Genomic DNA, 20,191 nt, shown 5'->3' on the forward strand with positions numbered 1-20,191 from the left:
CATGCCCCCTGGGACCAAGCGGAGCAAGCCTCAAACACCGCGCGCGGAACGGCGGGGGTCAACTCTCGTCGGTACTATACCTCACCCTCCGGCATCCGCCGGCGGGACGAGGCCCCCGCCGTTCCGCGCCGCCCTTCCGGGCAACGCAGAACAAGCCAAGCCCCGCATCCGGAAGGATGGCGGGATAAAGGTGCGTGGGCACGGGCGGGCCAAGGCCCGATCCTTTGGGCGCTTGGAGATGTGGAATTTAAGGAAAAAGCCCGCGAAGCGGGCCTCTATTCCTCTTCGCCGAAGCGGTTGGCGACGAGGGCGGCCAGCGCGTCGATGGCCTGCTGGGCCTGCGCCCCCGTGGCGGCGACGGTGATGGTGGTGCCGATGCCGGCCCCCAGCGTCAGGATGCCCATGATCGAGGTGCCGCCCACCGTCTCGCCGCAGCGCGTCACCTGGATGGCGGCGTCGAAGGACTCGGCGCACTGCACGAACTTGGCGGTCGCGCGCGCGTGCAGGCCCTTGCGGTTGACGATGGGAAGTTCGCGCACGATCGCCCCGTCGGGGACCTGGGCGGGCGGACAGTCGCAGTCCGGGTCGCCGCAGCCGGACGAGCCGGCGGCGCGGGGATCGAGCTCGCTCATTTGCCGGCCAGCACCCTGCTCGCGACGTTGATGTATTTGCGGCCGGCGTCCTGCGCCTGCACCACGGCCTTCTCGAGGTCGCACTCGCCGCGCACGCTCGCCAGCTTGATCAGCATCGGCAGGTTAATGCCCGCCACGACCTCGGTCTTCGGCCCGCTCATCACCGAGATCGCCAGGTTGGACGGCGTGCCGCCGAACATGTCGGTGAGGATCACCACGCCGTCGCCCGAATCGACCTGGGTCACGGCGTCGAGGATGTCGCGCCGCCGCTGATCCATGTCGTCCTCGGGTCCGATCGTGATCGTCTCGACCTGGGACTGCGGTCCGACGACGTGTTCCATCGCGGCGCGAAACTCGATCGCAAGTCGCCCGTGGGTCACGAGCACCATCCCGATCATTCGAAACAATCTCCAGCGCGCCGCTGGCGCACGAAGCTCTCATTTTGTGCGATGCGATGAGAAGTGCAACCCCTCATAACGTTCACGACGCCTCGCCGGTTCCGGTCGGCGCGTCGCCATCCTCGAGAGCCATGAGGACGCGATCGGCCTGCCCGGGGCCGGCGACGACGCGCCGGACCCTCACCCCCATCACATCCGTCCACAATTGATGCGCTTCGGGCAACCTGTCGAGTCTGGGAAACCCACAATCGACGACGATCCGCACCACCGCCGCCCCCGCCCATGGCCGCTCGCGCAGTCCGACGCCGCGCACCTCGATGCGGCCGGAGAGGGCGGGATGGGGGCGCGCCAGCAGCCGCCCGTGCGCGGCCTCCAGCGACACCCGGTCGTCGCCGACGAGACGCGCGAAGCGGCCGGCGCGTCCGCCGGCCTCGATCAGCTCGCGCGCCAGCGTCGACTTGCCGGCGCCCGAGGGCCCTCGGATCAGCACGCCGGCTTCGCCGAGCAGCACGCAGCTCGCGTGGACATAGCCGCCGCGCGAGGCGGTCATCGCGCCGGCCCGGGCATGGCGGCCGGCAGGCGCACCACGAAGCGCGCCCCCGCCACCGCGCCGTCCCGCGTCTCGCGGTTCTCGGCCCAGACGCGGCCATGGTGCGCCTCGACGATCTGGCGCGAGATCGACAGGCCGAGGCCCGAGTTCTGGCCGAAGCCCTGGTCCGGCCGGTCCGTGTAGAAGCGCTCGAAGATGCGCTCGAGCGCGTGCGGCGGGATGCCCGGGCCGTCGTCGTCGACGACGATCTCCAGCTCGCCGCCGACGCGCTGGAGCGACACCCGCACCTCGCCGCCCCGCGCCGAGAAGCTGCGGGCGTTCTCGACCAAATTGGCGATCACCTGGCCCAGCCGCGAATCGTGGCCCATGACGAGATAGGCGTCGCGCCCCATCGGGTGGCCGGCGACGGCGAGCCGGATGGTGACGGCGTCGTCGCGGCGCACCTCGTTGGCGGCGGAGGTGACGGTCTGCAGCAGCCGCACCACGTCGACCGGCTCGGCGTTGCCGCGCGCCAGCTCGGCGTCGAGCCGCGAGGCGTTCGAGATGTCGCTGATCAGCCGGTCGAGCCGCTTGACGTCGTGCTGAATGACGCCCATCAGCCGCGCCCGGCTCTCGTCGGTGCGCGCCAGCGGCAATGTCTCGACGGCGCTGCGCAGGCTGGTGAGCGGGTTCTTCAGCTCGTGCGCCACGTCCGCCGCGAAGCTCTCGATCGCCTCGATGCGGTCGTACAGCGCGTCCGTCATGTCGCGCAGCGAGCCGGAGAGGTGGCCGATCTCGTCGGAGCGGTCGGTGAAGTCGGGAATCTCCTCGCGCGCCCTGACGCCGCGGCGCACGCGCTCCGCGCCGGCCGAAAGGCGGCGGATGGGGCCGGCGATGGTGCCGGCGAACAGCACCGAGAGCACGATCATCACCCCGGCGGCCACGAGGAAAACGCGCAGGATGGCGAGCCGCTCGCTGGCGATGATGCCGTCGATATCGCCGCCCTGGGTGGAGAGCAGCAGCGCGCCGCGCACGGCGCGGAAGCGCTGGATCGGCACCGCCACCGACACGATGGTCTCGCCGTTGGCGTTGACGCGCACCACGCTGGCCGGGGAGCCGGCGAGCGCGCGTGTCACCTCCGGCAGGTTGCGCCCGTTGGCGGCGTTGATCTCCTCGGAGAGCGGCAGGGCCGGGCGGCCGAAGCGGCCGCGCACCTGATTCCAGGTCCGCTCGATGATGGTGGGCTCGTCCTGCTGCGGCGGCGGCAGGTCGAAGCGCAGAATGTCGCCCCGCGAGTAGAGCGAGCGCGAGTCGACCACCAGGAAGCCGTCGCGGTCGTAGATGCGGGCGCGGGTGCGGGTCGGCGTCACCAGCCGGCGCAGCAGCGGCGCGACCCGCTCGGGGTTGATCGAGAACTCCAGCTGGCTGTCGTCGCCCATGCCCAGGCTCTCGCCGGCCTGGAGCTGCAGCAGCTTGTCGGGGTCGATGGTGATGCTGTCGGTGTCGACCGTGGCGGAGGCCGCCACCGCGCCGGCGATGATCTCGCCCTGCGTCAGCAGGCTTTGCACGCGGGCGTCGATCAGCCCCTCGCGGAACTGGTTGAGATAGAGGAAACCGAGCAGCAGGGCGATCAGCCCCGCCAGGTTCAGCGTGACGATGCGGCGGACGAGGCTGGAGGACGCGCGCTGGCCGATGAGCCGGGCCAGCCGGCGGAGCCGGTCCCGCCGCGGGCGGGGCGGAGCGGCCGGGCCGGCGGCGGGCGCATCCGCCGCCTGTCCCTGGCCGGGGCGGCCGGCCGGGATGGAGTCGACGGGCGTCGCCGCGCCCCGTTCCGCATGCACCGTCATCGCATTGCGCCGCCGCCCCCGGCGGATCAGCCTTCCTTGAACCTGTAGCCGACGCCGTACAGCGTCTCGATCATCTCGAACTCGTCGTCCACCGCCTTGAACTTCTTGCGCAGGCGCTTGATGTGGCTGTCGATGGTGCGGTCGTCGACATAGACCTGATCGTCATAGGCCGCGTCCATCAACGCATTGCGGCTCTTCACGACGCCGGGGCGGATGGCGAGCGCCTGCAGGATCAGGAACTCGGTGACGGTCAGCGTCACCGGCTCGCCCTTCCAGGTGCAGGTATGGCGCTCGGGGTCCATCTTGAGCAGGCCCCGCTCCAGCACCTTGGCGTCGCCTTCCTTGGCGGCGGCGGCCTCGCGAGGGCTGGCGCGCCGCAGCACGGCCTTGACGCGCTCCACCAGCAGGCGCTGCGAGAACGGTTTGCGGATGAAGTCGTCCGCGCCCATCTTGAGGCCGAACAGCTCGTCGATTTCCTCGTCCTTCGAGGTGAGGAAGATCACCGGCAGGTCGGATTTCTGCCGAAGGCGGCGCAGAAGCTCCATGCCGTCCATGCGCGGCATCTTGATATCGAAGATGGCGAGGTCCGGCGGGTTCTGGCGCAGACCGTCCAGCGCCGACGCGCCGTCATTATAGGTCTGGACGCGGTATCCCTCCGCCTCGAGCGCGATCGAGACGGAGGTGAGGATGTTGCGGTCGTCATCCACTAGGGCGATTGTCGGCATCTGGTCACTCGTGAGGGCCGGTGCGGCCAAGGTCAAGCGGGCGGCGCGAACGCTGTTGCCAAAGCGCGGCTGAAATGTGACGCGTGGCGCGGCGTCCCGTCGGCCTTGAATGGCAACGTCTCGTCACAATGTAAGGTGTCGGCGCGGTTTGCGCCACGCATTCGGCCGGGAATCGCCCCGGCCGCGCGCGCGGGAAGGACGAGCGAGCATGAGCGCCGAAGCAGCCGAAGCCCCATTCGACGCCGCCGCCGAGGCCCGCCGCCTGATGCGCGTCGCGCGCCACGCCACGCTCGCCACGCTCGACCGGCGCACCGGCGGCCCCTACGCGTCGCTGGTCTCCTGCGCCACCGACGTCGACGGAACGCCGCTGCTGCTGGTGTCGAGGCTGGCCGTGCACACCCGCAACCTCGAGGTCGACCCGCTCGTCTCCATCCTGTTCGCCGAGATCGGCGCCGGCGATCCGCTGGTGCATCCGCGCGTCAGCGTCTCGGCGAGGGCGGACCAGGACGCCGACCCGCGCAGCCGGCGCCGCTTTCTCGCCAGGCACCCCGAGGCGGCGATGTACGCGGGCTTCTCCGATTTCTCCATCTACCGCCTGGCCCCGCAGTCGGCCCACCTCGTCGCCGGCTTCGGCCGCATCGTCGACCTGCAACCCGCCGACCTGCTGGTAAGCATGGAGGGCGCCTGGAAGCTGGCCGAGCTGGAGGAGGAGGCGCTGGCTCACGTCAACGCCGATCACGTCGAGACCATGAACCTCTACGCGACGCGGCTGCTGCGGCGCGCCCCCGGGCCGTGGCGGATGACCGGGCTCGACCCGGAGGGTTTCGACCTCTCCGCCGGCGACGAGACGGCGCGGCTCGTCTTCCCCTCGCGCGTGCGCAACGCCTCCGAATTGCGGGAAGCATTGCAGGTTCTCGCGGAGCGGGCGCGGAGCCATGGCTGAGCTCAAACCGATTGAAACGATCTGTTCCGCCCGGTTGCGCGCGAAACGGTGCGCCGGCGACGGCCAAGTCTGCGATGGAACGTCTTGTTCTTTCGCGCGTCTTTGTCGATAGCCTCAATAGACGGGCTTCGTTTCTCTAAAGTCGCCCTTGCTCCCGCACCCGGGTTTGTCTAGCGTCCGCCGCGCTTTGGCCGGGCGGCGCGGGGTGCGCAGGGGCCGGCGGGCATGTCGCGAAGGAGACGCATCGTGGAGAATTTCGGCACCTTCAACGGCGCGCACGGGGCGGAGGCCTTCGGCTTCACCCGGCTCGCCAAGGTTCACTGGAACCTGCAGGCGCCCCGGCTCTACGAGGAAGCTCTGGCCCGCGGCGAGGCGGTGCTGGCACGCGGCGGCGCGCTCGTGGCCGAGACCGGCGCCCATACCGGCCGCTCCCCCAAGGACAAGTTCATCGTCCGCGACGAGGCCACCCGGGACGCGGTGTGGTGGGACAATAACGGCGCGATGAGCCGGGAGCAGTTCGACCTGCTGCTGGAGGACTTCATCGCCCACGCCCGCGGCAAGGAGCTGTTCGCCCAGGACCTCTACGGCGGCGCCGACCCGCTCTACCGCGTGCGCACCCGCGTCTTCACCGAGTACGCCTGGCACTCGCTGTTCATCCGCAACCTGCTGATCCGGCCGCAATGGGAGGAGCTCGCCTCCTTCGTGCCGGAGATGACCATTGTCGACCTGCCCTCGTTCAAGGCCGACCCGGCGCGCCACGGCTGCCGCTCGCAGACGGTGATCGCCTGCGACTTCACCCGCAAGATCGTGCTGATCGGCGGCACCAGCTACGCCGGCGAGATGAAAAAATCGGTGTTCACCTACCTCAACTTCGCCCTGCCGGCGAAGGCGGTGATGCCGATGCACTGCTCCGCCAACGCCGGCCCGGCGGGCGACGTCGCGGTGTTCTTCGGCCTGTCCGGCACCGGCAAGACGACGCTGTCGGCCGACCCGCACCGCACCCTCATCGGCGACGACGAGCACGGCTGGGGTCCGGGCGGCGTGTTCAATTTCGAGGGCGGCTGCTACGCCAAGGCGATCAAGCTGTCGCGCGAGGCCGAGCCCGAGATCTACGCCACCACCGAGCGGTTCGGCACGGTGATGGAGAACGTGGTGCTCGACGACGAGACCCGCGTCCCCGACTTCGACGACGCCTCGCGCACCGAGAACACCCGCGTCGCCTACCCGCTCGATTTCATCCCCAACGCCTCGGCGTCCGGCCGGGCGGGCGTGCCGAAGAACATCGTGATGCTCACCTGCGACGCCTTCGGCGTCATGCCGCCGATCGCCAAGCTGACGCCGGCGCAGGCCATGTACCACTTCCTGTCCGGCTACACCGCCAAGGTGGCCGGCACCGAGAAGGGCGTCACCGAGCCGCAGGCGACCTTCTCCACCTGCTTCGGCGCGCCGTTCATGCCGCGCCACCCCTCGGTCTACGGCAATCTGCTGCGCGAGCTGATCGCCCGCCACGACGTCGATTGCTGGCTGGTCAACACCGGCTGGACGGGCGGCAAGCACGGCGTCGGCCGCCGCATGCCGATCCGCGTGACGCGCCGGCTGCTGACGGCGGCGCTCGACGGCTCGCTGAACCGCGCTGACTTCCGCACCGACCCCTATTTCGGGTTCTCGGTGCCGACCTCGGTCCCCGGCGTCGAGCCGCACATCCTCTACCCGGTCAAGACCTGGCAGTCGAAGGCGGACTTCGCCGAGACGGCGAAGCGCCTGGTCGGCATGTTCCGCGACAATTTCGAGAAGTTCGAGGCGCACGTGGACGCCGATGTCCGCGCCGCCGCCCCGGCCAACCAGATGGCCGCGCAGTAAGCGTCGCGCCCCGACTGCAAAGCGAGCCCCGGTCCGCGCGGACCGGGGCTTTTTCGTCTCAGGCCGGCGGTCCCGCCCAGGCGCGGATGCGCTCGTCGAGCCAGTCGAGATGTTCTCCGACCGCGGCGACCTGCGCGAACCAGCCGTGGAACCCGTGCAGCAGGCCGGGCGCGTAGCGGCACTCGTGCGGCACGCCCGCCTCGGCGAGGCGGCGCGCGAACAGCGCGGCGTCGTCGGCGAGCGGGTCGCACTCGGCGGCGAGGATCAGGGTGCGCGGCCAGCCCTCCGGAACCGGGTGGCGGGCCGGCGACAGCTCGGGGTGACCGTCGGCGACGCCGGTCGGCAGGTACATCTCGCAGAAGGTCATCAGCGTCTGGCGCTCGAGCTGGTGGCCCTGCGCGTAGATGAAGCCCGACGGGCTCGTCATCGTCATGTCGAGCCACGGGCTGAGCAGCACCAGCAGGTCGATCGGCGAGGCGGGGGCGAGCGTGAAGCGACGCGTCGCAGCCGCCGCGAGCCCCGCGCCGGCGCTGACGCCGGCCAGCGCCAGCGGCAGGGTGAGGCCCTCGACCGCGCCGGCGGCGATGGCGGACACCGCGTCCTCGATGTCGTCGACGGCGGCCGGCCAGGGATGCTCCGGGGCGAGCCGGTAGCTGAGCGACACGACATTGGCGGGGATCGCGGCGGCGAAGCGGCGCGTCTCGGCCTCGCTCTCGTCGATGCCGCCGACCACGTAGCCGCCGCCATGCACGTAGACGAGCGTCGGCAGAACGCCGCTCGCCCGCGGCCTGTAGACCCGCGCCCGCCTCGGCCCGCCGCGCGTGTCGAAGACGACGTCCTCGACCGAGGCGAGGGGGGCGGGCTGCGCCGGCTGCCGGAGCAGGGCGGTGAGCCGGCTGTAGTGGCGCTGCTGCTCGACGCTCTGCTCGTGGCGCGGCGGAATGCCGTGCTGCCGGCCGAAGGCGGCGAGGCGGTCCAGAAGGGCGACCGAATCGGGGTGAAGCGGCATGGCGTGGCTCTCAGTAGCGCGGCAGGCGGGAGGACCAGTCGGGGCGGTATTTGCGCATCTCGGCGGCATCGTCGCGAACGCGGATGCCGCAGTCCAGGTAATTGCGGTGCAGGCGCGCCAGCGCATCGCGGTCGAGCGTCACGCCGAGGCCAGGCCCCTCGGGCGGGGCCATCGAGCCGCCGGAGATGGTCAGCTTGCCGCCTTCGATCACCTCGTCCTCCTGCCACGGATAGTGCGTGTCGCAGGCATAGGCGAGGTTGGGGATGGTCGCGCCGACATGCGTCATCGCCGCCAGGCTGATCCCCATGTGCGAGTTGGAGTGCATCGAGATGCCGAGGCCGAAGGTGCGGCCGATGGCGGCCAGCGTCTGCGTCGCCCGCAGCCCGCCCCAGTAGTGGTGGTCCGTCAGGATCACCTGCACGGCATTGAGCCGCACCGTCTCGGGAATATGGCCGAAGGCGATGGTGACCATGTTGGTGGCGAGCGGAATGGGGCAGAACGCGGCGACCTCGCCCATTTCCTTGAGCGTGCGGGTGGGGTCCTCGAGATATTCCAGCAGCCCGCCGTCGAGCAGTTGCGGCAGCACACGGCGCGTCGTCTCGACCGTCCAGCCGCCGTTCGGGTCGATGCGCAGCGGCGCGTCCGGGAAGGCGCGACGCAAGGCGCGCAGGGTCTCGATCTCGAAGTCGGGCTCGAACACGCCGGCCTTCAGCTTCAGCGAGCCGAAGCCGTAGGTGTCCACCATGCGGCGGGCCTGGGCGACCATCTGGTCGTGCGTCAGCGCCTCGCCCCAGTCGTCGGCGGGATAGCCTGGGTCGTCCTTGTGGCGGCCGAACTTGTAGAAGAGATAGGCGCTGAAATCGACCCGGTCGCGCACCTTGCCGCCAAGCACCTCGTAGAGCGGCAGGCCCAGCGCCTGCCCCTGGAGGTCGAGGAAGGCGACCTCGAACGCCGCCAGCGCCGAGGCGCGCGCCTTGTCGCCCTGCGGCGGATAGGGCGCGCCGACGTCCGGCGTGCCCATCGCCTCGTAGACGACGCGCGTCAGGCCGTTGAGGTCGAACGGCGACAGGCCGACGAGCCCGGCCCTGGCCCGCTCGAGATTGCCGAGCGTCTCGAGGTCGCCATAGCTCTCGCCCAGCCCGACCCGGCCGTCCTGCGTCTCGACCTCGATGATGCTGCGCAGCGCCCAGGGCTCATGGACGCCCTGGACATTGAGCAGCGGCGGATCGCGGAACGCGATGGGAGTCACGCGGACGGCGGCGATACGGGTCATGGCGCTCTCTCGGGCTCTTGTCGTTGCGTTCGCGTCAGGGCCTGGCCGGCCCGACATACTCGATGGCGCAGAACGGGCCGCCCTGGAACTGCTGCTCGATGGGATCGCGCTTCTGCCCGGCTTCCGCCGCCATCGCCTCGTCGGTGTAGTCCTCGGCCTTGTCGAGCGGCTTGTAGCCGAGGCGGTAGGCTTCCGAGTTGTCGTACCAGCACGCCTTGTTGCGCGACACGCCGTAGACGATCGTGTTGTGGATCTCGGGGTGCTCCAGCCCGATGCGCACGAGCTGGGCGAGGTCGCGCGCGCTGACCCAGATGGCGAGGGCGCGGGCGCTGCCGGGGACGTCGGCGGCGTTGCCGATGCGGATGTGCATGCTGCGCACGCCGTACTTGTCGGCGTAGAGCTGGCCGACATCCTCGCCCCACGCCTTGCTCAGCCCGTAGCGGCTGTCCGGCCGCGCCAGCGCGGTGTGGTCGATCACCTGGGTGCGCGGATAGAAGCCCACCGCGTGGTTGGACGAGCCGAAGACGATGCGCTTCGCGCCCTGCCGGAACGCCGCCTCGTAGACGTTCCAGGTGCCGACGATGTTAGCCGGCAGGATGCGCTCCCAGCTCGTCTCGTTCGCCTCGGCGGCGAGGTGGATGCAGGCGTCCATGCCGCGCATGGCCCGCTCCACCTGCTCCAGGCTGGCGATGTCGCCGACGACGCTCTCCTCGTTGGAGCGCAGGTCCGTGGCGGCGACCATGTCGAACACGCGAATGGTCTCGAACTGCCCCGCGAACTGCTCGCGCAGCTTGCGGCCCACATGGCCCGCGCCGCCGGTGATGAGGATCTTCATCGGTACGTCTCCTGAATGCGATCTGATGGTCAGCGGAGCAGCGCGTCGCGCAGCCCGCGGTCGAGCACGAACACCCCGCCCGAGTCGGGCGCCTCGGCCAGTTGCTGCGGCGTCAGGCCGATGCGCTCGCTGGTCACGTAGAGCACGTCGCCCCCCGGCCCGCCGAAGGCGAGCCCGGTCGGGCGCGGCACCGGAAGCGGCAGAAGGCGCATGCCGGTTCCGGTGCGGTCCAGCCGCGCCACGCCCCAGCCGTCGCGCAGCGCGACCCACACATGGCCGTCGTCCTGAACGGCGAGCGCCGAAGGGCGGCCATGGATGGGGTCGAGCCGCACCAGCAGCCGCCTCGGCCCGAGCGGCCCGCCGGGACTGTCGAGGACGAAGCGGTGGATCTCGCCGGTCGCCTCGCGGCAGACGAAAAGGTCGTGACCGCCCGGGCCCAGCGCCATGTCGGAGGGCGCCGCGTCGAGAGTGAGGCGGCGCTCCAGCCCGGCGTCGTCCAGGGTGAACAGGCCGGCCGGCTCGTCCGGCGTCTCCTCGAGCGCCAGCCAAAGCGGCCCGCCGGGAACCCTCAGGGCGGCACGGACGCGGCGGGCGTCGGCGCGAGAGAGCGCCGGCGCGCCGGGCCGGGCCTCGCCGTCGCGCGCCAGCAGCAGCGCCTCGGCCCCGTCCGCCCCCTCGGCGACGGCGAACCAGCCGTCCTCCCCGCCGAGCGCCGCGAGCGCCCGCAGCGGGCCGGCGAAGCCGAACAGGCGCTTCGGCGGCCCGGCGGCGTTGGCCCGCAGCACGGCAGGCGCCAGCGCGTCCGCCCAGACGAGCGACCGGCTCGCGGCGTCCCAGGCGGGGGCGCGGCCCTGGAAGGAATGCTCGTCGGTGAGCAGCGGCACCACGGGCGCGCCGGGCCTGGCCGGACGGCGGCCGGCGCGCCGGCTCACCGCCTCGCCCAGCCTGCGCGCAGCCGCCGCGAGCTCGGGGCCGAGCTGGTGGGCGCGCTCGGTGGACAGGCGAAAGCACGGGCCGGCGATGGACAGCGTGCCGAGAACCTCGTCGGCCTCTCCGGGCACGGCGGCGCTGACGCAACGGAAGCCGGGGCTCAGCTCCTCGTCGTCGATGGCGTAGCCGCGCAGCCGGAACACGTCGAGCTGCGAGCGCAATTGCGTGGCGTCGGCCACGGTCCGCTCGGTCAGCCTGGGGTAGGGAATGCGCGCCAGCAACTGCTCGCGGGCCCCGTGCGGCAGGGCGGCGAGGTGAGCCTTGCCCATGGCGGTGCAATGCAGCGGCCGGCGGCTGCCGAGCGGCGCGCTGGGCCGCGTCGGGGCGTGCCCCTCGGCCTTCTGCACGATCACCATGTCGAGCCCGCTCGCGACCGAGAAATAGGTCGTTTCGCCGCTCAGCTCGCGCAGCCAGCGCAGCTCGGTCATGGCCAGTGGCGGCAGGTCCGGCTGCGGCCACACCGCCTCGGCGTATTCGAGGAACTTGAACCCGGGGAAATAGCCCTGGCTTCCCGGGTCCAGCCGCACCATGCCGCGCTGCTGCAGCGTGTTGAGGATGCGGTAGACCGTGCTGCGCGGAAGGCCGAGATGGTCCGCCAGCGACTGCGCCCGCAACTCGCCCGGCGCGCCGGCAATGAGGTCGATCAGGTTCAGCGCCTTGACGACGAGGCCGGTCCCCGGCGCCGCCGCGGACGCGTCTTCCCGCTCGCCAGTGTCGCCGCCCTTGCGCATCGTTCTCCCCCGCGCTCTGCGGCGCGGCTGCAACTTAGTCCCGCTTCTCCGTCCAGGCCAACCGAAAAATTCCCAGGATCTGAGAAACAACGATGCTGCATCTGCGAAAGAGAGTTCGGTGTCGCATATCCTGAGAACGCGCATTGACAGGTTGTCCGACGAATCATAGCCTCCCGCCAGAATTTTTCGGGCCGTCCCGGAAAGCCAACGGAGCCCGACACGGGCCGCAGGGCAGGAAACGTCATGGCAGCTTCCCTCGCCGTCCAAACGCCCGCGCCCGATGGGAGCGAGGGCGTTCGGACCCTCGCCGCCGGGCCGATGCGGGCCAAGGTGCGGGCGGCGGACGGCGGGCGCGTTGCGGCGCTGTGGCGCGAGGAGCCGAAGGGCGGGCGAACCGACGTCCTCGTGCCGATGCGCGATGACCAGGCGTTCGTGCCGGAGCAGTGGCCCAAGGCCGGCTGCTACCCGCTCGCGCCGTGGTCGAACCGCATTCGCGGCGCCCGCTTCCCGTTCGAGGGCGAAGACGTCGTGCTGCCGCCGCAGTCGGCCGACATCCCGCACACGATGCACGGCTTCTCCCACCAGCGCCCCTGGACGGTGGTCGAGCACGGCCCGGCGACGCTGACCATGCGCTACCGCCACGTCCCCGACGCGTGGAAGTGGGCGTTCGAGGCGGAGCAGCATTTGGCGCTCGATGGCGCGGGCCTGACCATCGAAATGCGTGTGCGCAACCTCTCCGACCGGGCGATGCCGGTCGGCTTCGGCGTGCATCCCTTCCTCGCCGTCGCGCACGGCGACACCGTCCGCTTTTCGGCTCAAGGCCAATGGCAGGCCGACGAGACTGGCTGCGCCGTCGAGCGGCGGGCGCTCGACCCCGCGCAAGGGCGTCATGTCGCGCCGCACGGCCCGCGCGCCGTCACCGACTATTTCGACGGGTTCGGCGGCGTCGCCTCGGTGGCGCGCCGCGACGGCTCGACCGTGGTGATCGAGACCGGCGCGCCGCTCGGCCATTTCATTTTCCACGCGCCGGAGGGCGGAGCCTATGTCTGCCTCGAGCCCGTGTCGCACGTCGCCGACGCCTTCAACCTCGCCGCGCGCGGGGTCGAGGGCTCCGGCGCCCGCGTCCTGAAACCGCAGGAATCCATCGGCGCGGTCGTCAGGATTGGGCTAGCATGATCTCAGGCTCCGCGAGAAGCGGGCGGCCGGCGAAGCACAGGCCGGCGAGTTTGGAAGGGAGGACTTCGAATGACTGACCAGATGAAACCGCGCGGCGGGCTGGATCGCCGCGACGTGCTGAAGGGCTTTGCAGGCGCGGCGGCCGTCGTCGGACTGGCCGGCGAGGCGCTGGCCCAGGCGGCGGCCAAGGAAGCGCCGGACCTCGCCAAGGCCGCCGCCGACGGCAAGCTGCCGAAGCTGGCCGACCGGCTGCCGGCGAGCCCGATGGTTGTCAACGTCGACAAGGTCGGCAAGTACGGCGGCGCGCTGCGGCGCGGCCTGCGCGGCTCCGCCGACCACAACGGCATCCTGCGCCTCGTCGGCAACCAGGGCCTCGTGCGCTGGAACCTCGCCTTCACGGAAGTGCTGCCCAACGTCGCGGAGAAGTGGGAAGTCAACCCCGAGTCCACCGAGTTCACTTTCCATCTCCGCAAGGGGATGAAGTGGTCGGACGGCAAGCCCTTCACCGCCGACGATGTCGTGTTCTCCATCGAGGACTGCGCAAAGAATACCGAACTCTACAAGTCCGCGCCCTCGGCCATCGTCATCTCCGGCAAGCCGTGCACGGTGACGAAGATCGACGACGTGACGGTGAAGTTCACCTTCGCCAGCCCCTACGCCCTGTTCCTCGAGCAGATGGCGACGCCGCTCGGCCAGTACCCGACGCTGTTCTGCAAGCACTACGCCAGCCAGTTCCATCCCAAGTACAACCCCAACGTGGGCGACCTGGTGAAGGCGGCCAACCTGTCGAACTGGGCCGACCTGTTCCGCGCCAAGAACGGCGACATCGAGATTCCCCAGCGCTGGGGCAATCCCGAGAAGCCGGTGATCGACCCGTGGGTCATTAAGGATCCCTACACGGGCGGCGCCACCCGCGTCACCATGGAGCGCAACCCCTATTTCTGGCAGGTGGACCAGCAGGGCAACCAGCTCCCCTATATCGACCGGCTCACCTTCAACATCTCGCAGGACGTCGAGTCGCTCATGCTCGACGCCATCTCCGGCAAGCTCGACATCCAGGAGCGTCACCTCGACACGCTCCAGAACAAGCCGACCCTGTCGCAGAACATGCAGAAGGGCGGCTACCGCCTCATCGAGCTTATCGCGTCCTCCGCGCAGCAGGTTCAGATCTACCTGAACATGACGCACAAGGATCCGAAGATGCGGGAGATGTTCGCCAACAAGGAGTTCCGCCAGGCGCTCTCGATGGGCATCAACCGCCAGGAGATTATCGACATCGTCTATCTCGGCCAGTCCGAGCCGTACCAGACCGGGCCGCGCCCGGGCCATCCCTGGTATCACGAGAAGCTGGCGCGCCAGTTCACCGGCCACGACCCGAAGGCGGCGAACGCGCTGCTCGACAAGATCGGCTACTCCAAGAAGGACGCGCAGGGCTTCCGCCTGCGTCCGGACGGGCAGAAGGTGTTCTTCGCCATCGACGTCATCCCGACGCTCTACCCCGACGAGGTCGACACGCTCGAGCTGGTGAAGCGGCACTGGGCCGAGATCGGCGTCGACGTCAAGGTCAACACGATCGAGCGCGCGCTGTACTACACGCGCGGCGACAACAACGACCATGACGCCGCCGTGTGGCCGGGCCCGGGCGGGCTCGACCCGATGCTCGACCCGCGCGACTTCTTCGCCCAGCACCCGCAGGGCTCGCGCTACGCCATCCCGTGGACCCTGTGGTACGTCTCGGGCGGCAAGGACGGGCAGGAGCCGCCGGAGAGCCAGAAGCAGCGCATGAAGCTGTTCGACGACGCGCGCGCCACGGCCGACCTGAAGAAGCGCGGCGAGATCATGAAGCAGCTGTTCGACCTCACGGCCGACGCTTTCGAGACGATCGGCGTGTGCCTGGCGGTCAACGCCTTCGGCATCTGCCGCAACAATCTCCAGAACGTGCCGCTGAAGTATCCGAACTCGTGGTCCTGGCCGAACCCCGGCCCCGCGCTGCCGCAGCAGTTCTTCTTCAGCTGAGCGTTGTCGGGCGGGGCTCCGGCCCCGCCCGCGCCGTCGCGGCGGACCGAAGCGCTTCCCCGATACCTCGTGCCGGCGCCCCCGCGCCGGCGCGGACACCAGGGCGCAACCCATGCTCCGTTTCATCCTCTCCCGGCTCGTCTGGATGGTCCCGTCGCTGGTCGTCGTGAGCTTCCTCTCCTTCGTGCTGATCCAGCTTCCGCCGGGCGACTATGTCACCACCTACATCGCCACCCTGGCGGCGTCGAACGAGGTGGTCGACCAGAACACCGCCGCGGAGCTGCGCTCCCGCTTCGGCCTCGACCAGCCGATGATCGTCCAGTACGCGAAGTGGCTCGGCAACATCGTCACGCGCGGCGATTTCGGCCTGAGCTTCGAGTGGCAACAGCCGGTCAGCGACCTGATCTGGGAGCGCATGGCGCTCACCCTGGTGCTCACCTTCTCCACCCTGCTCGCCACGTGGGGCATCGCCCTGCCGATCGGCGTGTTCTCGGCGGTGAAGAAGTATTCGATCGGCGACTATCTCGTCACCTTCCTGTCCTTCCTCGGCCTCGCCATCCCGAGCTTCCTTCTGGCGCTGGTGCTGATGTACATCGCCGCCGTCGAGTTCGGCCAGGAGGTCGGCGGCCTGTTCTCGGAGGCCTACGTGCAGGCGCCGTGGAGCTTCTACAAGGTGCTCGACCTGCTGCACCATCTGTGGATTCCGGTCATCATCCTGGCCGTGTCGGGCACCGCCAGCCTGATCCGCGTGATGCGCGCCAACATGCTCGACGAACTGTCCAAGCCCTACGTCACCACGGCGCGGGCCAAGGGCCTCAGCGAGTTCAGGCTGCTCGTGAAATATCCGATGCGGCTGGCGCTGAACCCGTTCATCTCGACCATCGCCTGGCTGCTCCCCAACCTCGTCTCGGGCTCGATCATCGTCGCCATCGTGCTGAGCCTGCCGACCGCCGGCCCGCTCCTGCTGCAATCGCTGATGAGCCAGGACATGTACCTTGCGGGCGCGTTCGTGCTGCTGATCTGCACGCTCACGCTCATCGGCTCGCTGATCAGCGACATCCTTCTCGCGCTGGTCGACCCGCGCATCCGCCTGGAGTAGACCCATGTCCGAGGCAGCAATCGCCGGCGGCGCCGTCGCCGCGGATCCGAAGCGGCTCGCCGTCGCGTCGCAATGGCAGTTGATGTGGTGGGCGTTCAAGCGCCACCGCGCCGCGATGATCGGGCTGTGGATCACCGTGATCCTGTACGTCATCGCTGTCGTCCCGGGCTTCTTCGCGGTCAACGACCCGGCCAAGCAGAACGCCCGCGCGGCCTACCACCCGCCGCAGGCGCTGCACCTGATCGACACCGCCGAGGACGGCAGCTGGTCGATCCGGCCCTACATCCATCCCTACGTTCTGAAGCGCGACCCGCAGACGCTGGCCTCCATCTTCACGCCCGACACCACGAAGAAGGTCTATCTCAAGCTCTTCGGCCAGGGCTTCGAGTACAAGGTCCTCGGCCTGTTCACCGCGTCGACCCACCTGTTCGCCTCGGAGAACCCGAACCAGCCGCTGTTCTTCTTCGGCGCGGACCGGCTCGGGCGTTGCGTCTACAGCCGCATCATGGAGGGCGCGCAGATCTCGCTGTCGGTGGGCCTCGTCGGCGTGCTGATGTCGCTGTCGCTCGGCGTGCTGCTCGGCGGCATCTCGGGCTATTACGGCGGCCGGGTCGACTTCGTCATCCAGCGCGTCATCGAGTTCGTGCTGTCGCTTCCGACCATCCCGATCTGGCTGGCGCTGGCCGCGGCGCTGCCGCAGGACTGGCCGGCCGTGCTCAACTATTTCATGATCACGGTCATTCTCTCGTTGACCGGCTGGGCGCAGCTCGCCCGCGTCGTGCGAGGGCGCTTCCTCAGCCTCCGCACCGAGGAGTTCGTCACTGCGGCGCGCCTCGACGGCGCCTCCGAGGGCCGCATCATCTTCCGCCACATGCTGCCGAGCTTCGCCAGCCACATCATCGCCTCGATGACGCTCGCCATCCCGGCGATGATCCTGGCGGAGACGTCGCTGTCCTTCCTCGGCCTCGGCCTCCAGCCGCCGACCATCTCGTGGGGCGTGCTGCTGCGCGAGGCGCAGAACATCCGCTCCATCGCCACCGCCCCTTGGCTGTTCGCCCCCGGCGCCGCCGTGGTGCTGGCGGTCATCGCCCTCAACTTCCTGGGAGACGGATTGCGCGACGCCGCCGATCCGTACAACAAATGAGCGCTCTCGAAACCACGACGCGGACGCGCGACGACGGGGCTGCCCGATCCCCCGTCGTCCTCCAGGTCCGCGACCTGACGACCCATTTCCCGGTCCGCAACGGCGTAGTGAAGGCGGTCGACGGCGTGTCCTTCGACGTCGAACGCGGACGCACCCTGTGCGTGGTGGGCGAGAGCGGCAGCGGCAAGAGCGTCACCGCCCGCTCCATCCTGCAGATCGTCGACGCGCCGGGGCGCATCGTCTCCGGCTCGATGGTGCTGCACCGTCCCGACGGCTCGAAGGTCGACCTCGCCAAGCTCAATCCGCGCGGCCGCGAGATCCGCGCCGTGCGCGGCGCCGAGATCGCCATGATCTTCCAGGAGCCGATGTCGTCGCTGTCGCCGGTCCATACCGTCGGCGACCAGATCATGGAGGCGCTGCGCCTCCACCTTGACATGAGCAAGGCAGAGGCCCGCGCGCGCTGCGTCGAGCTGCTGCGGCAGGTCGAGATCCCGAATCCCGACAAGGCGGTGGACCGGTACACGTTCGAGTTCTCGGGCGGCATGCGCCAGCGCGTCATGATCGCCATGTCGCTCGCCTGCAACCCCTCCATGCTGATCGCCGACGAGCCGACCACGGCGCTCGACGTGACGACGCAGGCCGAAATCCTCGACCTGATCCGCCGCCTGCAGCAGCAGCACGGGATGGCGGTGATGTTCATCACCCACGACATGGGCGTCGTGGCCGAGATCGCCGACGACGTGATCGTGATGTACCACGGCAAGGTGATGGAATACGGCCCGGTGGACCAGATCTTCCACGCGCCGAAGAACGACTACACCAAGATGCTCATCGGCTCCGTGCTGAAGCTGGAGCAGAAGGCCGAAATCCGCCTGAAGCGTCCGCCGCGCGACAACGCCGCGCCGCCCGTGCTCGAGGTGCGCAACCTGGAAATGCACTTCGGCAAGCCCGGCGCGCCGCTGAAGGCCGTCGACGACGTGTCGCTGAAGGTCTTTCCGGGGGAGACGCTTGGAATCGTCGGAGAATCCGGCTCCGGCAAGACGACGATGGGCCGCTGCCTGCTGCGGGTCTACGACCCCAACGGAGGCGAGATCGACTATCGACGCGCCGACGGCGAGGTCGTCGACATCGTCAAGGCCGACAAGGCGACGCTGAAGCAGGTGCGCCGCGAGATTCGCATGATCTTTCAGGACCCGGTGGGGTCGCTCAACCCGCGCATGACCGTGGCGCAGATCGTCGGCGAGCCGCTGCTCGTCAACGGCATCGCCAGCGGCAAGGAGCTGGACGAGCGCGTCGCCGACCTGCTCAAGCAGGTGGGGCTGGAGCCAGCCTGGCGCGAGCGCTACCCGCACGCCTTCTCCGGCGGCCAGCGGCAGCGCATCGGCATCGCGCGCGCCATCGCGCTCAATCCGCGCGTCATCGTGGCGGACGAGGCGACCTCCGCGCTCGATGTCTCGCTTCGCTCGCAGATGCTCGACCTGATGATGAACCTGCAGGACAAGCTCGGCCTGTCCTACGTCTTCATCAGCCACGACATCGGCGTCATCCGCTACATGTGCGACCGCGTGGCGGTGATGTATCGCGGCCGGGTCGTCGAGACGGGCGCGACCGAGCAGGTCTGCGACGCGCCGGCGCACGCCTACACCCAGGCGCTGCTGTCCGCGATCCCGCGGCCCGATCCGCGCGCCCGCACCATGCACAAACGCCACCGCTACGCCGGCTGAACCGAAAGGCCGTTTCCATGAAGATCACCGAGGTCAAGACGTTCCTGATGCACGCCGGCGCGCCCAACCTGAAAAGGTGGGCGGCGGACGGCTCGTTCGGCCATGAATCCTTCTCCAAGAATCTCACCGGCACGCGCAACTGGCTGTTCGTGAAGGTCTACACGGACGAGGGCGTCACCGGCATCGGCGAATGCTCCGGCTGGCCCCGCGTCATCCAGACGGCGGTGCAGGATCTCAGCCGCTTGCTGATCGGCGAGGACCCGACCCATATCGAGCGCATCTGGCAGAAAATGGCGATCGCCATCATGGGCCACGGCATGACCGGCACGGTCGGCGCCGGCGCCATGACGGGCATCGACATGGCCCTGTGGGACATCAAGGGCAAGGCGCTCGGCGTGCCCGTCTGGAACCTGCTGGGCGGCAAGATCCGCGACCGCATCCGCATCTACGGACACGCCAACACCGCCGAAGCGGCGCTCAGCCTCAAGGAACGCGGCGTCACTGCCATCAAGTGCGGCGGGGTGTCCAACCCAGTGAAGAAGGTCGCCATGCTGCGCGAGGCGGTGGGCGACGAGGTGGACATCGCCATCGACCTGCACGGCCCGCCGTGGCTGACGCCCGCCGACGCCGCACAGGTCTGCCGCGCGCTGGAGCCGTTCAACATGATGTGGGTCGAGGACCCCGTCGCGCCGGAGAACCTGGAGGGCTTCCGCCGCATCCGCGAGCATTCCAGCGTGACGCTGGCGGCCGGCGAGCGCCAGGCCACCATCTTCGGCGAGCGCGAGCTGATCGAGCGCGAGCTGGTCGACGTCATCCAGCCCGACACCGGACGCGCCGGCGGCATCACCCAGATGAAGAAGATCGCCGCGATGGCGGAGGCGCACCATATCGGTTTCGCCCCGCACTCGGGCTCGCTCGGTCCAGTGGCCGAATACGCCGCGCTGCACGTGCTCTCCGCCATTCCGAACGGCCTGATCCTGGAGCGCATCGAGGACGACTGGGAAGGCCGCGAAAAAACCGTGATCCCGCACCCGCGCTCGCAGGACGGGCATCTGCTGGTGCCGGACGCGCCGGGCCTCGGCGTCGACATCGACGAGGCGTTCGTCGCCCAGTTCCCGAGCGAGGGCAACGTGTCGATCCCGATCAGCGAGGCGTCCGGCTCCTATGCCGAGGGCACGTTCCGCGAGCACGTCTACGTGCAGACGCGGACGCGCCGCGCCCGCTACTTCAAGGACACGTGAGACGGCGCGGCGGCGCGTC

Annotated in this window: 17 protein-coding genes; 8 read left to right on the forward strand and 9 right to left on the reverse strand. The window is 69.7% G+C overall.

The genetic code is table 11. From position 1 onward, the window contains the following. Positions 1–275 precede the first annotated feature (275 nt). From NK718_RS18645 to NK718_RS18665, 5 genes are all read right to left on the reverse strand, one after another. Positions 276–632, reverse strand: a complete 357-nt coding sequence (locus NK718_RS18645; RefSeq protein ID WP_254745415.1) for an HPr family phosphocarrier protein — start codon at positions 630–632, stop codon at positions 276–278. After that, positions 629–1,030, reverse strand: coding sequence for a PTS sugar transporter subunit IIA (locus tag NK718_RS18650; protein ID WP_254745416.1), 402 nt, complete (start codon positions 1,028–1,030; stop codon positions 629–631). The genes NK718_RS18645 and NK718_RS18650 overlap by 4 nt, the downstream gene beginning before the upstream one ends. A gap of 82 nt (positions 1,031–1,112) precedes the next feature. After that, the gene (locus tag NK718_RS18655; RefSeq protein WP_254745417.1) at positions 1,113–1,580 is read right to left on the reverse strand and encodes an HPr kinase/phosphorylase; all 468 of its coding nucleotides are present in this window, start codon (positions 1,578–1,580) and stop codon (positions 1,113–1,115) included. Further along, a complete protein-coding gene (locus NK718_RS18660) occupies positions 1,577–3,406 on the reverse strand; it encodes a sensor histidine kinase (RefSeq protein WP_254745418.1) in 1,830 nt (609 codons plus the stop codon). The genes NK718_RS18655 and NK718_RS18660 overlap by 4 nt, the downstream gene beginning before the upstream one ends. Positions 3,407–3,432: 26 nt before the next feature. Next, a complete protein-coding gene (locus NK718_RS18665; protein WP_254745420.1) occupies positions 3,433–4,131 on the reverse strand; it encodes a response regulator transcription factor in 699 nt (232 codons plus the stop codon). Positions 4,132–4,339: 208 nt separating this feature from the next. On the opposite strand from NK718_RS18665, the gene NK718_RS18670 reads away from it, so the two are divergent. Together NK718_RS18670 and NK718_RS18675 are read left to right on the forward strand one after the other, a co-directional pair. Beyond that, entirely contained in the window at positions 4,340–5,074 is a 735-nt protein-coding gene (locus NK718_RS18670; protein WP_254745422.1) for a HugZ family pyridoxamine 5'-phosphate oxidase, read from the forward strand. A 225-nt stretch (positions 5,075–5,299) separates the two neighbouring features. Then, positions 5,300–6,934, forward strand: a complete 1,635-nt coding sequence (locus NK718_RS18675; protein ID WP_371877325.1) for a phosphoenolpyruvate carboxykinase — start codon at positions 5,300–5,302, stop codon at positions 6,932–6,934. Positions 6,935–6,992: 58 nt separating this feature from the next. Here NK718_RS18675 and NK718_RS18680 read toward each other — a convergent pair whose 3' ends face one another. From NK718_RS18680 to NK718_RS18695, 4 genes are read right to left on the reverse strand one after another with little or no spacing between them, the layout of a single operon-like run. Beyond that, entirely contained in the window at positions 6,993–7,943 is a 951-nt protein-coding gene (locus NK718_RS18680) for an alpha/beta hydrolase fold domain-containing protein (RefSeq protein ID WP_254745426.1), read from the reverse strand. Positions 7,944–7,953: 10 nt separating this feature from the next. Next, positions 7,954–9,216, reverse strand: coding sequence for a glucarate dehydratase family protein (locus NK718_RS18685; RefSeq protein WP_254745428.1), 1,263 nt, complete (start codon positions 9,214–9,216; stop codon positions 7,954–7,956). A gap of 34 nt (positions 9,217–9,250) precedes the next feature. Then, positions 9,251–10,051 carry an NAD-dependent epimerase/dehydratase family protein gene (locus tag NK718_RS18690; RefSeq protein ID WP_254745430.1) on the reverse strand — a complete coding sequence of 267 codons (801 nt, stop codon included), beginning with the start codon at positions 10,049–10,051 and terminating at the stop codon, positions 9,251–9,253. A 29-nt stretch (positions 10,052–10,080) separates the two neighbouring features. Continuing rightward, a complete protein-coding gene (locus NK718_RS18695; RefSeq protein WP_254745432.1) occupies positions 10,081–11,772 on the reverse strand; it encodes an IclR family transcriptional regulator domain-containing protein in 1,692 nt (563 codons plus the stop codon). 243 nt (positions 11,773–12,015) lie between these two features. On the opposite strand from NK718_RS18695, the gene NK718_RS18700 reads away from it, so the two are divergent. From NK718_RS18700 to NK718_RS18725, 6 genes are all read left to right on the forward strand, one after another. Then, entirely contained in the window at positions 12,016–12,948 is a 933-nt protein-coding gene (locus tag NK718_RS18700; RefSeq protein ID WP_254745433.1) for an aldose 1-epimerase, read from the forward strand. Between the two features lie 69 nt (positions 12,949–13,017). Continuing rightward, positions 13,018–14,964 (forward strand): ABC transporter substrate-binding protein, encoded by a 1,947-nt coding sequence (locus NK718_RS18705; protein ID WP_254745434.1) that lies wholly within the window; start codon positions 13,018–13,020, stop codon positions 14,962–14,964. Between the two features lie 112 nt (positions 14,965–15,076). Continuing rightward, positions 15,077–16,063 carry an ABC transporter permease gene (locus NK718_RS18710; protein WP_254745435.1) on the forward strand — a complete coding sequence of 329 codons (987 nt, stop codon included), beginning with the start codon at positions 15,077–15,079 and terminating at the stop codon, positions 16,061–16,063. 4 nt (positions 16,064–16,067) lie between these two features. Then, complete coding sequence (locus NK718_RS18715) at positions 16,068–17,207, forward strand: ABC transporter permease (protein WP_254745436.1); 1,140 nt, start codon at positions 16,068–16,070, stop codon at positions 17,205–17,207. Then, positions 17,204–18,931, forward strand: coding sequence for an ABC transporter ATP-binding protein (locus tag NK718_RS18720; RefSeq protein WP_254745437.1), 1,728 nt, complete (start codon positions 17,204–17,206; stop codon positions 18,929–18,931). The genes NK718_RS18715 and NK718_RS18720 overlap by 4 nt, the downstream gene beginning before the upstream one ends. Positions 18,932–18,948: 17 nt before the next feature. After that, entirely contained in the window at positions 18,949–20,172 is a 1,224-nt protein-coding gene (locus tag NK718_RS18725) for a mandelate racemase/muconate lactonizing enzyme family protein (protein WP_254745438.1), read from the forward strand. The last annotated feature ends 19 nt before the right edge of the window (positions 20,173–20,191 follow it).

It is taken from the genome of Alsobacter ponti (assembly GCF_024294805.1).
In the GTDB taxonomy this organism is placed as follows: domain Bacteria; phylum Pseudomonadota; class Alphaproteobacteria; order Rhizobiales; family Beijerinckiaceae; genus Alsobacter; species Alsobacter ponti.

Bases quoted from the DNA above. Each gene is read 5' to 3' on its own strand.
- NK718_RS18705 (WP_254745434.1), top strand. From the start codon at position 13,018: ATGACTGACCAGATGAAACCGCGCGGCGGGCTGGATCGCCGCGACGTG.
- NK718_RS18685 (WP_254745428.1), bottom strand. From the start codon at position 9,216: ATGACCCGTATCGCCGCCGTCCGCGTGACTCCCATCGCGTTCCGCGAT.
- NK718_RS18650 (WP_254745416.1), bottom strand. From the start codon at position 1,030: ATGATCGGGATGGTGCTCGTGACCCACGGGCGACTTGCGATCGAGTTT.
- NK718_RS18725 (WP_254745438.1), top strand. From the start codon at position 18,949: ATGAAGATCACCGAGGTCAAGACGTTCCTGATGCACGCCGGCGCGCCC.
- NK718_RS18675 (WP_371877325.1), top strand. From the start codon at position 5,300: ATGTCGCGAAGGAGACGCATCGTGGAGAATTTCGGCACCTTCAACGGC.
- NK718_RS18680 (WP_254745426.1), bottom strand. From the start codon at position 7,943: ATGCCGCTTCACCCCGATTCGGTCGCCCTTCTGGACCGCCTCGCCGCC.
- NK718_RS18710 (WP_254745435.1), top strand. From the start codon at position 15,077: ATGCTCCGTTTCATCCTCTCCCGGCTCGTCTGGATGGTCCCGTCGCTG.
- NK718_RS18670 (WP_254745422.1), top strand. From the start codon at position 4,340: ATGAGCGCCGAAGCAGCCGAAGCCCCATTCGACGCCGCCGCCGAGGCC.
- NK718_RS18700 (WP_254745433.1), top strand. From the start codon at position 12,016: ATGGCAGCTTCCCTCGCCGTCCAAACGCCCGCGCCCGATGGGAGCGAG.
- NK718_RS18645 (WP_254745415.1), bottom strand. From the start codon at position 632: ATGAGCGAGCTCGATCCCCGCGCCGCCGGCTCGTCCGGCTGCGGCGAC.
- NK718_RS18715 (WP_254745436.1), top strand. From the start codon at position 16,068: ATGTCCGAGGCAGCAATCGCCGGCGGCGCCGTCGCCGCGGATCCGAAG.
- NK718_RS18695 (WP_254745432.1), bottom strand. From the start codon at position 11,772: ATGCGCAAGGGCGGCGACACTGGCGAGCGGGAAGACGCGTCCGCGGCG.
- NK718_RS18655 (WP_254745417.1), bottom strand. From the start codon at position 1,580: ATGACCGCCTCGCGCGGCGGCTATGTCCACGCGAGCTGCGTGCTGCTC.
- NK718_RS18690 (WP_254745430.1), bottom strand. From the start codon at position 10,051: ATGAAGATCCTCATCACCGGCGGCGCGGGCCATGTGGGCCGCAAGCTG.
- NK718_RS18720 (WP_254745437.1), top strand. From the start codon at position 17,204: ATGAGCGCTCTCGAAACCACGACGCGGACGCGCGACGACGGGGCTGCC.
- NK718_RS18665 (WP_254745420.1), bottom strand. From the start codon at position 4,131: ATGCCGACAATCGCCCTAGTGGATGACGACCGCAACATCCTCACCTCC.
- NK718_RS18660 (WP_254745418.1), bottom strand. From the start codon at position 3,406: ATGACGGTGCATGCGGAACGGGGCGCGGCGACGCCCGTCGACTCCATC.